Source organism: Oceanobacillus sp. E9 (genome assembly GCF_001741975.1).
Lineage (GTDB): Bacteria > Bacillota > Bacilli > Bacillales > Amphibacillaceae > Oceanobacillus > Oceanobacillus kimchii.
In genome coordinates, this window is sequence record NZ_LSNA01000009.1 from 281138 (window position 1) to 295657 (window position 14520).

A 14520-nucleotide genomic window follows, 5' to 3' on the forward strand; every position below is an offset into this window, starting at 1 on the left:
CGCCTTCTTGCTCTATTAAATAATATTTTTAGTTAAACAGGTACGTTTGAAGTGTTGCAAAAAGTGAATTATGCATGCTATTTCGCAGTCCAACTGTAATCGCTTCTGGATGCTCCTCATATGCTTCTTCTAAAAGCTGAATTTGATTTGGAACAGTCATTATATCTAACATTAAATCATTACCAGATGTAATAGCTTGGGGTGCTTTCATAAATCCGAACACCGCATCTGAAGATACTACACCTTCAAATCCCCACTCATCTCTTAGCATTCCATTTAATAATGCAGGATTTGCCCATTTCCCATCAATGAAAGAAAAACTAGACATTGCACCATTTACACCAGCCTCTTTTACTGTTATTTCAAAAGGACGTAGGTGAATTTCTCTCATCGCTTGTTCATTAGACCATACTAGCATCCCTGAACGTGCATTTGTTTCTTGCTCATTCATGATAAAGTGTTTCATGAATACTATAACACCTTGATCTGATGCACCTTTCGACATACCAGCACCAATCATGCCGTTTAATACAGGATCCTCTGACATATACTCAAAATTTCTTCCACCTTTTGGTGAACGATGAATATTAAGAGCTGGAGCATACCATCCGCCAATTCCGTAGGCTTGTGCTTCTTGACCGATCATTTCACCCATCTCATATGCTAAATCTTTATTCCAAGTGGATGCCACAACGATCTCCGTTGGGTAAGCGCCGGCTGCAAACTGTTTGAAGCCGAAGAAACTAAATCCGGCAGGTCCATCCATTAAAACTGTATTCGGAACACCAAGTTCATCAATCTCTTTTGTATGATAAGCACCTTCTGATACAAAAGAGATCATTTGATCCACAGTCAATTGGTCTAAGAATTCACTCCACAAAGGATCATCATAATCTAACCCTTTTAGGTCTTCCAATTTAAGTCCATTATCAGCACCTGTCGTTGGCATCTGTACGTCATTATTATATTCATGCCCCTGTACTCTTTCAATTACTTTATCAGTTGCAATTTTTGAGTCATCTTGATCTGATGGATATGTTCCTTCCCAATCGTTACGAGAAAGAACTGTTAATTCGTTTTCTGATTCAGTAAAACGATTTTGATATTCTGTTCTTGTTACAGCATCTGTTTGATACAGAATATCTTCAGCTAATTCATAGTTTACTGTACTGTCGATTTCATGGACATTCTTACCAAGTTTAATTTCGTAAGTTCCATTTTCTAAAATATAGTTCTCATTTTCCATATCATAAGAAGCCATGTCTCTTGTATCATATTGAATAGTTAATACTTCAGACTCTCCCGGTTCTAATGATTTGGTTTTTTCAAATGTAACTAAGTTAATAGCTGACTTCTCAATTCCTCCTGGTGTATAAGGAGCAGAATAATAAACTTGAACGACGTCTTTACCAGCAACTTCACCTGTATTTGTTACTTCTACTTGCAATTCAATAGAATCGCTATTTAATTCTTGATTAACTATATTCCAGTCAAATGTTGTATAGCTTAGACCAGATCCAAATGGAAATTGAACAATTTCATTGTACCCATCTTCATTTCCTTGATAGAAAGTTTCGTAGAACCTGTATCCTATATAAATTCCTTCTTCATAGTTAAGGTAAGCTTTATCTAAATTTTCATACTGGTAGTCCCCAAAATTTTCACTCGCTGGTGAAGATTCAACATCGTAAGCATACGTATCTGTAATACGTCCAGAAGGATTTATTTCGCCTGATAATACCTTAGCAAGAGAATTCGTTCCAAATGGCCCAGGTGTTCCAACCCAAATAACAGATTGAATACTTGGATGTTCCTCAACAAAACCTAGTTCTAAGGTGTTACCAGCATTTACTACAATTGTAACGTTGCTAAAGTTTCCAGCTACTTTTTCAACTAAATTATGCATTTCATCTGATAATTTTAATTGATTTTCATTTACATCTGAAGCTTCTACGGCATCACTTTGTACAATAATCATCGCATTTTCGGAGTACTCTTTCGCTTGAGCTATTGTAGTATCTGGAAGATCTGGTTCACCAGCTTCCTCATCATTACTTAAAAATCCCTTAACAACTTGAACAATACCCGTGTCCGAATTTCCTGTCGTTTCTTTTATTTCTGGCAATTTCACATAGTAATCATATAATTCCTTATTATATTCAATACCTGCATTCGTAAGGGCTTCAAATAAACTCACAGCACGAGTCAAATCTGAAGCACCAGAACCACCCCCACCATATTTAAAAGTAAAGGCTGTAGAACCAAATACATTCAATTTTTTATCTTCTAATGGCAGGGAATTATTTTCATTTTTTAATAAAACTAATCCTTCATTTGCAATCTTTTCTGAAACAATATCAGCAGCTTCCCTTGCTTGAACAGCTTCTGCACTTGTTGTATCAATAGTAATATGTTTACCACTCATGTTTTCAACTATGGTTGTAACTGTCGGTCCTACTGTTACACCAATAAATAATAACAATGCAGCAAAGACAGCCCAGCCCGTGAAACGCCTTGGTCTATTTTTTAACTTTTTATACACCTTAGCTTCTTTTTTTGCTGCTTTATTTTCTTTACGGCTTAACGATTTAATTTCTTCTTTTCTTTGTTTTTTCTCCTTTTTTCGCAATAGTTTATTGCTTGAAATTGCTTCCTTACGCTCTTCTTTTGGTAAAGCTTTAATTTCCTGCTTTTTTTCTTTTTGTTTTACCTTATCTTCCTTCACTTGTTGCAATATTTCTTGCTTCTTATATTTTCTTTTTTTGAAGTATTCTAACATGATGTTCCCCCCCAGCTTTTGCTTTATTTCATTTCACATATATCAAGATATCTGTTTAAAATTTATATTTGAAGGCGTTGTTATTCTGACTACCTATTAGTTATATAAGAAAAATATGATCTTTAAATAATGCACCTTGCTCTTACAAACCAAATGGTATAACATTAATTAAACTTATATGAGTAGTAGTATCAACTTGAATAACAAGATAACGCTTCCATTCATGCGCTAAAAATTCACACTTCAATTATTTTTTTAAACTATTTTGTAAACCATTCAAGATTTTTCCTCTCTGCCCCTTTATTACATTTAAAATTATTTATGGGAAAGCGCTCTCCTACAGGTTAATTCAAATATACTCTCGAACACTATGAAACACATTCCAATATTTAAGAAATGCTATTCCAATTATTGACTTTTATAGTAAAATAGACAGTGCCATTATCCATGACACTGTCTATTTTGTATTGCTTTTCTGTTTAGATGTATGGAGTTTCAGACTTAATTATCGTTATCAATACCGGCGTTTTATCTCAATTAATTGTATTTCATGAGGTTCTAATAACGAATGAAAACTATATTTTCCCTTGGCAGAAATATGTTGTATTTTAATTCCTGGTTCCGCCCTTCCTTTAATATAGTTAACTGTGTCATTGTCCATATCACTAGGTGCTCCGGTATCTACCCAAGCATCATAGGAAGACCCCTGTTGCCTATTAACATATTGCTTCTTAATTATATACTCACCATATAAGCTCTCCAAAGTTAACTGAATTGACTTGACACGTTCATCTTCAAATATCTTATAGCGACTAGTTGGAGACAGTTGAGAATAATCAAATACGCTGTATAAATGATTGGGATGGCTATAATTGAAAAGTAGGATTTGGTAATCTTCACCGCTTTTAGTGACAATCATATCTGCTTCTTTTGAAACTAAATATTCACCAAGCCTGCTTAGGAAGAAGAAGGCATGATATCCAGCCTTTTTGATACCATTATAGGTCAATAATCCAAACCCACCATGAAAGAGTGGCTGCTCCAATTGAAACTCATCAAATATGTCAGTAAATGTCCAAAAACCCATTCCTTTTACTTTTTCAAAGTTTTCTATAACATTTTTAGTGATAAAAGCTCCCATATAACATGTATCGTGTAATAAATCTCTACTATCAGAATTTGCGTTCCATTCTGTTATCCAAAGTTCTCGATTTAGTGACGGCAATTCTTTGCTCTTACTAATGATCTGATCAATGCATGTTGTAAAATTATTTTCATCACCCAGCATAATGCCTGTAAATTCAGCTATATTTTGTATAACGGTTCCTGTTAATTCATTTTCACCGACCGTTTGAATCGATTCTGGTTTGGGTAAAAGTTTTTGGGATAAATTGTAAACATGAAATGAAAAGAAATCCACATCAACTTTTTCATTTTGGGCAAAGTGATCAAAATCATTAAGCCAATTTTGATTTTTGGAAAAGTCAATTGTTCCAAATCCTCCAAGTTTTATTTCAGGATCAATTGCTTTAATACATTTATAGCTTTCAGCATAAAAGTTAAAAAACTCCAGTCTTGTACCACCCCAGAAATGTTGAACTTCAGGTTCATTCCAGAACTCAAAATACCATGTCCTTACTTCTTGCATTCCATATCGATTAATCAAATGTCTGATAAAAGAATCCAATAATTTAAGCCATCTATCCATTTTCTTTGGAGGTGATACAAATGCATCCCACCAAAATATCTTATTTTCAGTACTTGCTAAACTTTTCGGCATAAAACCAATTTCAATAAATGGCTTTAAATGGACAGCAACTAAATTATCCAATAGAGAATCAATGTGATTAAAATTAAAGTAATAGGTTCCATCAGACTTCTCGTTATATACCATGAGTTGGTCTGAAAAAATTCCATGAAATCGAATGTATTCGAATCCTATTTCACCCTGAACCTGTTGCAATTGTTCATAGAAATCTTTTCTCAGGGCATGGGGAGCATATCCAAAAGTCATTAATTTTGTGAAAGATCGATTAATCTTGTTTGAAAAATTGGTAACATCAATAGTTTTTATTGCCTCTTTTTTTATTTGAAAATCGCCAATATCCTTACGATCTAGATATTTGAATAGATTTCCAAATGACTCCTTGCTATTGATGCTCAGATAATCATTTATAATTCCCTTTTTGAGCTCTATTCGATATTGACCTCGATACTGCATTGGTGTTATCCCTAACACTTCCTTGAAGACTCTGTAATAGGCTTTACTGTCTGGGAATCCAAACTTAAGAGCTATTTCAGTAACAGTCTCATCTGTGGTTCGCAAAGTAAACAATGATTTGTTCAAACGCATATTATCTAAATATTTCTTTAGAGAAACCCCCACATTTGACTTAAAATACCTCGACAAATAGTGTGGATTTAATGAGAACTCTTTTGCTACACTCTGTAGTCCAAAATGTACTTCTATACAATGTTCATTCATATATTGAAGTATTTCTACAAGTCTTTCGTCATCTTTCATTTGCTCACTCTTTGTTGTTGTCGGAACTTCAAAATGCTCTAGAAGAAGAATCACAAGATCTAATAGCATTTTCGTAACCTTAAGACTGTAAAGGTTTTTTTTATTCAATACTAGATCCATCATATTGGCTAGAATATATTTAATTTCATCTAAGACAAAAATAGATTCTTCTTCTACATCTCCTGAGTTCATATAGAATCTTTTTTGTTCAACATCAATGCCCAGTTTCTTAAAATACCTGTTGTCAAATTGCAGAGCCAACACATGAGTTTGTCCAAACACTGTTCTAGAGTTAATAAAATGTAGTTCATTTCCATTCACAAGAAAAACATCTCCCATTTTCAGTAGATAGTCATCTTGATTAATCCTAATATCTAATTCGCCTTCCAGTACAAAAAGAATTTCAGTAGCTTCGTGCCAATGAAAAGGAAATTGTTCTACTGTATGTGTAAAAATGTTAATTGGTAAATCAACTTGATAATCTATCTGCTCATATTGGTATTGCATGTTTCCCATCCCTTATCCAATAATAATTATCCATACTTTAGCATAAGAAAAATATCTACACAATCATTCAATAGTTTTAACTTATCTGTAATTTCTTACATCTAAACTTATGAAAGCCTACCTTTGTCCTTGATAACTTTGTTATTTTAGCAATAAACCATTCGCTAATAAAGCAAAGAAGAAAAGTTTGGATAATCTTGTGCTGATCTGGACTATTAGAAATCAACAATTTGACGGTAATGCTTACAAAAAAAGAGGCTTCTCAATTAACTAATGAGAAATCTCTTTTATATACCTGTCATTAACATATTGGTACCAATTCTTCAAAATGTTTACCAAGGGATTGGGCAGTTATTACATCATGCCGCCCATGCACGACTGGCATACTATCGCTTATAATAGATGATAATTATGATTGATTTGATTGCGGTTGCAAGAAATATGAAGGATTCAAAAAACACATAGATAAAGATAAAAGAGAAGGTACACGTCTCACCGCTTTAGATATGCCTAAAGGGAAGAGAAATAAAAGTGGTGTTAAAGGTGTTTGTAAACATAGAGGTAATAAGTGGCGTGCGAATATCGGATTTAAGGGTAAACAAATTAATCTAGGTGTTTATGATGATAAAGAAGATGCTATAAAAGCAAGAAAACAAGCAGAAAAAGAATATTATGAACCAATAAAATAAGCACTCGATTATGAGTGCTTTAATTATGAAAGTTTATCTGATGTTAAGACAATCTTATCGTTGATTTTTCTTTTCATTTTACTCTGCACAATCCCTAAATGAAATATGCAAATAGCGCAATCACATTCTATAAAATATTTTTAACATCATTTCACCTCTTGTACTGGATTTCTCCTAACTCTTGACGCTTTGTTATATAAAAATTTATAATAATCAGTTCTTAACATGGCTACTTCTGATTTCATTTCTCTAGTGGTCGGTGCACTATTAGCTTCAAATAAATAAAAATTTAAATTATTATCAATACCAATATCAAGTCCTATAGTCATCAGTTCTTGCATTCTTATTTCTTCAATCTTTTTCGCTACTCCGAAAGCGAAATCTCGCATTCTTTGTATTAATGGTTCTGCTATTTCCCCGTAACAAGCATGGAGAAATTTTTCTGGATCAGCGACTCCCCCACCGTCATTAACATTAGAAACAATTTTTTGACCTATTCCAATTCTAATATAACTTTTAGGGATAACCCAATTACCTTTACCATTTTTCTCTAAATGAATCCTGCAATCAAACGGGTCTCCTTGCGGTGTCCTGCATTCAATATACTGTTGCACGATATGTTTTACACCTTTTATTTTATCATCGAAAAAGCTTTTTAACTCGTTCAAATTAACCTTATACGATTCTCTTTTATGTCCAATTATGTATTCATCGTCATTAATTTTTTCTATGATATAAACACCTGTACCTCTTTGACTATATACTGGCTTAACTACAACTTTTCCATACAAAGAAAGAAAACCTGTAAGAGGTGAAATGAACTCCAAATTAATAGTCGGTATTAAATGTTTTTCAAAATCTTCATCACGCTTTAATTCTTTTTGCAATTTTTCTTTCGTTAATCTTTTCTTACCGTTTTCGGTTAAAATAGCTTTCCTTCTTAAAAACTTCACGACTTCTGTATACTTCATACAAAATGCCGAAATATCAATCACTTTAGGAACTCGCATACTTGTTCTAAACCATCTGTCGTCTACTAGAATCCTACCGCTAACTCTGTTATTTTCTATATCAACTTCACTAGGGTGGATAAATACAATTTCGATACCTTTAGCTTTGCCTATCAATGCAATAAGCTTTACCATATGATCAGGGTTTTTATATTCCCTCATAACACCAACTATCATTTTTTATATTTTCCTCCTATTACTATTAATGAAATAATTTTATCATAATAACATGCTTATGTAAGGAGTATTTTGATGGATATTGTATTAAAATATATTTGTATGCCATTGTACTACTATAATAAAGTCACTTCTAAAATCATATCAAAATTTATTCTTGTATCATCTTCTGAGCTTACCTTTTCAACTACAGAAACATATTATCTTGATAATTTATCTTATCCACATAACCTTTAATATCATGGTAATCATAATTATCATAATACTTAATACTGATGAGAAGGTTGTCCTTATGTGCCATCATTAACTGAAAACCGTTTTACTCAAGTTGTTGTTCATCAAGTATAGGTTTTTGCTTCCTGTTTTTCTTTTCTTTAATTGGTTCAACAACTCTGCATGCTCTGGCAACATCATAGCTGTCCATTTTATTGTACCTCTATCATTAACACTCATGCCCCTACTCTCCTTTTGACTGGTACACATGAAAGAATGTTCTCAAACTTAAATGAACGAACTTGTTTTCTATAGTGACAATAAGCAATAACGTGTTCCCTTTTTATTTCAACAACGCTTATTATCCGTTGAGTTACTTCATTATTAGTGTCTATATAATAAATCATTATCTTACTCTTTAGTTCCTTCGAATTTTCAAGTAATCCTTTCATGTTTCACCCTCCAAATCACGAACGTTTGTTCTATTATACCAAAAAATAATAAGGTGTAAACATGAAAAAATGGATTTCATTTGGGTAGATACACCTCTTGAAAGAATATTCAAATTAGCTAAAGTGTTAAATTGTAAAGTAGATGACCTATATATTTATGAGGAAGATGAAAAAAAGCCACTCTTAATCTTCGAGTGGCTCATCAAAATTATATTTAATTATCATGTCTTCTGCATATCTCTGTCTATTTCATCTTCTTAACTATTTCTGCAGCTTTTCGGCCTGATATTACCGCACCTTCCATTGTTGCGAAATAAGGTTGCTTGGTATAATCTCCTGCAAGTATAAGGCCTTGAATTGGAGTATTCTGTGTAGGACGCAACCAATTATTTCCTGGTTCTAAGGAGTGAAAATCATGAAAATGATTGATTTGTCGGTAATTTAAGATATTATTATTTAAATTAATTCCTAATGCTTTAGCATCTTGTAAAACTATTTCTAATGTTTCATTTGGGCTCAGTTTTATAAATTTCTCTGGATGAGATAATATAATAGACAGTCTACCATTAGATTCCTGGAAGGTTGTTCGAGATTGTTCCGCAAAACTGACCATTGAGGTATTTGGTCCAAATGTCGTTATGTCTCTTGGCAAAGCAGGTCGTTTAAGTTCAATCTGAAATGTTGCAGCAGGCATTAAAGGAAGTTCAAACATCGGTTGGAACCATGAATGTTTTTCAAAAGCTGGGCGTAGTAATTGTTTAGCAGAGTGCAATGAAGTTGCTATAATTGTATGTTTCGCACGAATTTCTTCACCATTTTCAAGTTTGACTCCATATACTTTTTCGTCTTCAACTATAATCTCTTTAACTTTGCATTCTTTTTGAACTGCTCCACCCTTTTTTTCTATTGCTCTAACAATTGGGTGACACATAACTTCTGTCATTCCACCTAAAAATGCGCCTACCCTCATCTTAAATAGTTTTGGTGTTCCTTGTGCAAATAAACCAAAAAAAACATACGCGGAATAACGTTCAGGCGGTAAAAAATAGAGACCTGTACTAAAAGGTATTACTATATTATTAAAAGCTTTATCTGTAACTCCATATTTAGTAGCGTATTTCCTAATACTGTATGAATCTAGTGTTTTAGGTTTTGTAACATAATCTTTAAGCCCGTTTAGGAAAAATGGAATAAGGGAAAATTTATCCCGAAAAGACAGAACTTGGTTGTTACCTGCAAGACTTCTTAGTAACTTCATTGGTCCAAATAAAGGGGCTACTCCAATTTTTACGACTTCATTTGTATATTTTTCACGCACTTCAACCTTTTCTTCCCACGCAAAAATATCATTTAAACTAATACCCGCTTTCCTTAACATCTTTGGCATTGCAGAGTAAAATCCAATATAACGATGAAATCCTGACTCCACGTCCATTCCTTCATCAACATATGAAGATGTTCGCCCACCTATTACAGGTTCTCCCTCTAAAAGTAAAATATCTTTATTTCTATCTACTAATTCTAATGCACAGGTTAAACCGGCTAGTCCTCCTCCAACAATTAAAACTTCTGATTCCTTCACATAATCACCTCAATTCATAAATTATGTTTTCCACTTATATATAAATTTATTACAAGTTCAATATTTAATAATAACTACTACAAAACCTCTTGTTAAAGAGAAGCTTTAAATATGCATAAAAATTTTAATTATAGACAAAATAACCTTCAATAATTAAAAAAGGATGATGTTAATTGAAATATGTATCAGCTTTCTTGTTAAAGTTTATATTATTATTTGCCACATTATGGATAATACTAGGCTTGTTCTTTAATGTTTCTTTATCTGACATTATTACGACAAGTATAATCTTAGCTGTAATTGCTTTTGCGGGCGATATGTTCATATTACCTAAAATTGGAAATGTTGCCGCAGCAGTAAGTGATTTTGCGCTTGCTTACATTGGAATCTGGATTATAGGTACTTTTTTATTTGAAGGCACTGCTCCAGTTATGACTGCAGCTTTCATATCTGCATTTTTTATTTCAATTACCGAACTTTTATATCATAGATACTTACGTAATTTTGTTTTTGATAATGTGGATAAAAGTAATAATTACCGTACATCTACAAGCTTCCAAACCGAAGTAAGTAAAGAATTTCACAACAAAAAGGAAAAAGAATAGAGGCATGCAAGGTGACTTCACTTTGTGGCCGTTATAAATAATAATTTAGTGGTTACCCTAAATATAAAAGGAGTGTGACATATTTATGTTTTTTCACGTAAAAGAATTGCAATATAATGCAAAACCAGATCGTCCAGATCCAGTATACGCAAAAAAATTACAAGAAGTTTTAGGTGGCCAATTCGGAGAAATAACTGTTATGATGCAGTACCTATTTCAGGGATGGAATTGTCGAGGAAATCAAAAATATAGAGATATGCTTTTAGATATTGGAACAGAAGAAATAGCACATGTAGAAATGTTAGCTACTATGATTGCACAATTACTTGACCATGCACCTGTCGAGGATCAAGAGGAAGCAGCAAAAGATCCTGTAGTAGGTGCTGTGATGGGAGGAATGAACCCCCAACATGCCATAGTATCTGGATTAGGTGCAACACCTACTGATAGTGCTGGTTACCCTTTTAATTCTCGTTATACTATCGCAAGCGGAAATTTACTCGCTGACTTTCGTGCAAATTTAAATGCTGAGTCACAAGGTCGCCTTCAAGTCGTAAGATTATATGAAATGACTGACGATAAGGGTGTTCGAGATATGCTTTCATGGCTAATAGCACGCGATACCATGCATCAAAATCAATGGATGGCAGCAATTGAAGAATTAGAACAAAACGAAAATCCAATCGTACCATCAACATTTAACCAACAATATGAAAAACAAGAAGTTTCTCATTCTTTTATGAACTATTCCTTCGGTGATGAAAGTAGTGAAGGAAGATGGGCAAAAGGCAAAAGTATGGATGGAGATGGGGAATTTGAATACATTAGAGATCCAAAAGCTTTTGGTCAAAAACCTATTTTGAAATCTGCACCAGGATATATTCATGGAACACCGAATAATAATGAAAAACCTAAGCTATTTGACTAAAAAAGCCCCCACTAGGAGGGCTTTTTCTCTTTTATGATACTTTTACCCAATTGGCAGCTTCATTACTAGATGGAGAAGGAGGAAATTGCTCGCCTTCTTCAACTCTAATTTCTGTATTATCCTGATTAGTTGATCCGCCGTTCACTAAACTTTTAACTTTAAATGTTCCGCTCTCCGGTGCTTTTTCTCCTGTTTTGTAAGTTTGATTGTTAGCCATGTCTCTCCACCTCCTAAAATATTTAGAAAAGCTATGAAACTAACTTTTCTATGTAAAATGTATTCCACTATTTTCTCAAAATAAACTAAAAAAACTAAAATTAGTACGTACATCATAATATCTTTAATTATTCATACTTAATTGTTCACGACTATAGAACGATTTCTTCCTTATGTGGTGTTAGACTAGCAAATTAGGGAAATAAATATAGCAAAATAGGGAGGAGATTAGCATATATGCAAATACCAAGAATAAAAAATTATAAAGAAGGAAATAAACAAGACTTTAGCATATATAGCCAATCACTAGAAGTTTACTTTCAAGAAAAATATAATTTTTTACAATTAATAGGAGATGTGTTAGTAGGAATATTTTTCGTTACAGGTAGCATATTAAACTTTTTCGCTATTACAGACTTCTATGGAAATATTGCATATTTATTAGGAAGTCTATCTCTAACCATTCGACCTTTACTGAAAATACTAAGAAAAACTTGGATTTACAGAAGGAAAAAGGAAAACAACTGAATAAAGGAGAATTTAATGTGTATACAGTTAAAATAGTAGGAGATAAAGTCGAAGCATTTCTTTCAGAGGATACAGATGTAATGACATTTGAATCTTACCAAGAAGCGGAAGTGTACAAACTTAAAGCTGAGAAAAACTGTTCGTTATCATATAAATTCAAATTTAAAATTGAAAAGGATAATTAAACCATACTTTAACATATAATATGGTTTGGTTTAGTTAACATTATTACAGATGCGAACATTAGTTCTGTGATAACGTTAAAAAGTTCCCACTAAAAATAGTGGGATGAAAAAGATTTATTAGAAATAAAGCATATTTTACTACTATTCTGATAATATGTAAAGCCCCCCACAAAAGTGAAGACTTTTACCTTTTTATGTTCTAAATAAAATTCATTCAACAGTAAACGAATATCTCCATGTAAACTTGTCCCCTGTACCGATATTACCTGAAAGTGAAAGGCCTCCAGCAGACACTCCAATAGACCAATTATTGGGAGTATGAGGGTGAGCATATACAGAGGATATTGTTGCTCTCGTCCCCGGTGGATTTGTATTGGTGTAAATATTTACTACTTCCATTATAGAACCCTGATAACGCTCATATCTTCCTAAATCATCTACTGGAAATTCTACATCAGCAGTTATTCCATAATTACTAGAGGTGTCAATTGGAAAATTAAAATAATTATAGAATTCATCATTCCATGTGTAAGCGCCTTCTCCATATGTAGTACCTGCTTCTGGCTCTCCTTTGGATCCCCAATGAATTCCAGCAAAATCAGTGCCTTGAATAAATGGTTCTTGTACCCAATCCCAATTTTCTTGGAATATATATTCACTTTGATTACTAGTCTCACCTACCTTAAAGGCCTGTAATCTCCCTTCAAACTTTCCATATGCACAGTTTCCATTGGAAGTCTGGCAATCTTCTAAATCAAAGAGTGAAATACCATCATTTTTAGGTAATACACGTTCTTGAATTACTTTAGGGTCAGTTATATTCTGTTCTTTAAGGTCATTGATTTGTTGTTCTCTTATTTGATTTAAACTATAATCTATCTCGCTATATTCTTTTCTATCACTTACATATGAATATTCTAAATCTGCATTTTCTAGATCGACTCGTTTCCCACCATAACCTTTTGTATTCAGTATCATAGTTTGAAATATCTTTAAATGCATGTCCAATTTCCAATAAAATCAAATTTAATTCTTATTCATCTAAATCTTCTGAATTTTTAACAGGTGCTACTCTACCGTCTTCGAGTATCTCTATTTCTGTGTTTCCAATTTTTTAGTTGTTATATTTAATGCTACCCCCCTTTTTATTTTAATATCTATTAGATTAATCCATATAGAACATTTCAAGTTTATATTTTTCAAAGATTCTATATGGTAATCTATTTTTATCTAAAGAGACCCAATAATTAGACTCTGTTTCAATATCTTCCCATATTTCATTTTCATCTATAGGGTTACCTTCCAAATAAAACTTTGTGTTATTTACATTCACATTAAACTGCTCTCCTGTGTCTAATCTTGAAATAGATAATGTTGATTCTCCGTCAGTGATATTCTTTTCATCAACTTTTACATATCCAAATAACGAATCAGTGTTTGATAAAAGAGGCAATATAATAAAAATAAAAAAAATAACGAAAATTATGTATATAAGTATTCTTTTTGGCTTCAATCTAGTTATCTTCAACACCTCATTTTACAATTTTTTACATTATTCATTATTGTAATCAAAGAGTAACATTTCTGTTAAATGACTTCAATGCTATTATTTTAAAAAATTTATAATATACTATAAAGCCCCGTTAGTTACACCAAAAATGAAAACATCTGTAAGAAAAGTTGATATAGATGAAAATGTAGTAAAAGTATTAGAAGGGGTTATTGAATTAAACCAAGAACTGAAAAACGAATTTCAATCACTGTATAATAATCAAGGTTTTATATTCGTAAACAATTCAACGTATCCCGGATACCCTATTTATATCAAGATAGTGGAACAACGTATGAAAAGATTGTTGAAGTTATCAAAGCAAAATGAAGAACTATCACCACACTCTTTGAAACACACGCATACTTCTTTACTTGCAGAAGCCGAAGTATCTATAGAAAGAATAATGAAACGTTTGGGTCACTCTGACGATAAAACAACAAAAAATGTATATCTTCATACTACCGAAGAAATAAGAAAAAGAGACTCCGATAAATTCGGAAGTCTCATGAAAAATCTTATTGATTTTGACTAAATGCGGTCAAAGTTTTTATGTCATCATTCAAACCATTGATA

14 protein-coding genes are annotated in these 14520 nt (G+C 32.6%); 6 read left to right on the forward strand and 8 right to left on the reverse strand.

What is annotated here, in order from left to right; genetic code table 11:
* Positions 1 to 28: 28 nt before the first annotated feature.
* Positions 29 to 2779, reverse strand: a complete 2751-nt coding sequence (locus AQ616_RS17505; RefSeq protein WP_069686430.1) for a glycoside hydrolase family 3 protein — start codon at positions 2777 to 2779, stop codon at positions 29 to 31.
* Between the two features lie 514 nt (positions 2780 to 3293).
* Positions 3294 to 5810, reverse strand: a complete 2517-nt coding sequence (locus tag AQ616_RS17510; RefSeq protein ID WP_069686431.1) for a GH39 family glycosyl hydrolase — start codon at positions 5808 to 5810, stop codon at positions 3294 to 3296.
* A 506-nt stretch (positions 5811 to 6316) separates the two neighbouring features.
* Between AQ616_RS17510 and AQ616_RS17515 the strand changes: the two genes are divergently transcribed.
* Positions 6317 to 6499 carry a hypothetical protein gene (locus AQ616_RS17515; RefSeq protein WP_069686432.1) on the forward strand — a complete coding sequence of 61 codons (183 nt, stop codon included), beginning with the start codon at positions 6317 to 6319 and terminating at the stop codon, positions 6497 to 6499.
* Between the two features lie 146 nt (positions 6500 to 6645).
* On the opposite strand, the gene AQ616_RS17520 is transcribed toward AQ616_RS17515, so the two are convergent.
* From AQ616_RS17520 to AQ616_RS17535, 3 genes are all read right to left on the reverse strand, one after another.
* Positions 6646 to 7686: a YheC/YheD family protein gene (locus AQ616_RS17520; RefSeq protein ID WP_069686433.1), complete on the reverse strand. Its 1041-nt coding sequence runs from the start codon at positions 7684 to 7686 to the stop codon at positions 6646 to 6648.
* Positions 7687 to 8135: 449 nt separating this feature from the next.
* Complete coding sequence (locus AQ616_RS17525) at positions 8136 to 8351, reverse strand: hypothetical protein (protein ID WP_069686434.1); 216 nt, start codon at positions 8349 to 8351, stop codon at positions 8136 to 8138.
* 244 nt (positions 8352 to 8595) lie between these two features.
* Positions 8596 to 9933, reverse strand: a complete 1338-nt coding sequence (locus AQ616_RS17535) for a hydroxysqualene dehydroxylase (protein WP_069686436.1) — start codon at positions 9931 to 9933, stop codon at positions 8596 to 8598.
* 173 nt (positions 9934 to 10106) lie between these two features.
* On the opposite strand from AQ616_RS17535, the gene AQ616_RS17540 reads away from it, so the two are divergent.
* Together AQ616_RS17540 and AQ616_RS17545 are read left to right on the forward strand one after the other, a co-directional pair.
* Complete coding sequence (locus AQ616_RS17540; protein WP_069686437.1) at positions 10107 to 10538, forward strand: YndM family protein; 432 nt, start codon at positions 10107 to 10109, stop codon at positions 10536 to 10538.
* Between the two features lie 85 nt (positions 10539 to 10623).
* Positions 10624 to 11466 carry a manganese catalase gene (locus AQ616_RS17545; RefSeq protein WP_069686438.1) on the forward strand — a complete coding sequence of 281 codons (843 nt, stop codon included), beginning with the start codon at positions 10624 to 10626 and terminating at the stop codon, positions 11464 to 11466.
* Between the two features lie 31 nt (positions 11467 to 11497).
* Here the strand turns inward: AQ616_RS17545 and AQ616_RS17550 are convergent, their stop codons facing one another.
* Positions 11498 to 11683 (reverse strand): YjzC family protein, encoded by a 186-nt coding sequence (locus AQ616_RS17550; protein ID WP_017796369.1) that lies wholly within the window; start codon positions 11681 to 11683, stop codon positions 11498 to 11500.
* A gap of 236 nt (positions 11684 to 11919) precedes the next feature.
* On the opposite strand from AQ616_RS17550, the gene AQ616_RS17555 reads away from it, so the two are divergent.
* The gene (locus AQ616_RS17555) at positions 11920 to 12210 is read left to right on the forward strand and encodes a YrhK family protein (protein WP_077596272.1); all 291 of its coding nucleotides are present in this window, start codon (positions 11920 to 11922) and stop codon (positions 12208 to 12210) included.
* Positions 12211 to 12227: 17 nt separating this feature from the next.
* A complete protein-coding gene (locus tag AQ616_RS19705; protein ID WP_168156662.1) occupies positions 12228 to 12395 on the forward strand; it encodes a hypothetical protein in 168 nt (55 codons plus the stop codon).
* A gap of 210 nt (positions 12396 to 12605) precedes the next feature.
* On the opposite strand, the gene AQ616_RS17560 is transcribed toward AQ616_RS19705, so the two are convergent.
* Both AQ616_RS17560 and AQ616_RS17565 read right to left on the reverse strand, forming a co-directional pair.
* Positions 12606 to 13373 carry a hypothetical protein gene (locus tag AQ616_RS17560; protein WP_205634390.1) on the reverse strand — a complete coding sequence of 256 codons (768 nt, stop codon included), beginning with the start codon at positions 13371 to 13373 and terminating at the stop codon, positions 12606 to 12608.
* A gap of 187 nt (positions 13374 to 13560) precedes the next feature.
* Positions 13561 to 13848, reverse strand: a complete 288-nt coding sequence (locus tag AQ616_RS17565) for a hypothetical protein (RefSeq protein WP_168156663.1) — start codon at positions 13846 to 13848, stop codon at positions 13561 to 13563.
* A gap of 205 nt (positions 13849 to 14053) precedes the next feature.
* On the opposite strand from AQ616_RS17565, the gene AQ616_RS17570 reads away from it, so the two are divergent.
* A complete protein-coding gene (locus AQ616_RS17570; RefSeq protein ID WP_069686441.1) occupies positions 14054 to 14479 on the forward strand; it encodes a tyrosine-type recombinase/integrase in 426 nt (141 codons plus the stop codon).
* Positions 14480 to 14520: the final 41 nt, after the last annotated feature.

Coding starts and splice junctions, on each gene's coding strand:
- AQ616_RS17505 (WP_069686430.1), bottom strand. CDS start 2,779: ATGTTAGAATACTTCAAAAAAAGAAAATATAAGAAGCAAGAAATATTG.
- AQ616_RS17510 (WP_069686431.1), bottom strand. CDS start 5,810: ATGCAATACCAATATGAGCAGATAGATTATCAAGTTGATTTACCAATT.
- AQ616_RS17515 (WP_069686432.1), top strand. CDS start 6,317: ATGCCTAAAGGGAAGAGAAATAAAAGTGGTGTTAAAGGTGTTTGTAAA.
- AQ616_RS17520 (WP_069686433.1), bottom strand. CDS start 7,686: ATGATAGTTGGTGTTATGAGGGAATATAAAAACCCTGATCATATGGTA.
- AQ616_RS17525 (WP_069686434.1), bottom strand. CDS start 8,351: ATGAAAGGATTACTTGAAAATTCGAAGGAACTAAAGAGTAAGATAATG.
- AQ616_RS17545 (WP_069686438.1), top strand. CDS start 10,624: ATGTTTTTTCACGTAAAAGAATTGCAATATAATGCAAAACCAGATCGT.
- AQ616_RS17550 (WP_017796369.1), bottom strand. CDS start 11,683: ATGGCTAACAATCAAACTTACAAAACAGGAGAAAAAGCACCGGAGAGC.
- AQ616_RS17555 (WP_077596272.1), top strand. CDS start 11,920: ATGCAAATACCAAGAATAAAAAATTATAAAGAAGGAAATAAACAAGAC.
- AQ616_RS17560 (WP_205634390.1), bottom strand. CDS start 13,373: ATGATACTGAATACAAAAGGTTATGGTGGGAAACGAGTCGATCTAGAA.
- AQ616_RS17570 (WP_069686441.1), top strand. CDS start 14,054: ATGAAAACATCTGTAAGAAAAGTTGATATAGATGAAAATGTAGTAAAA.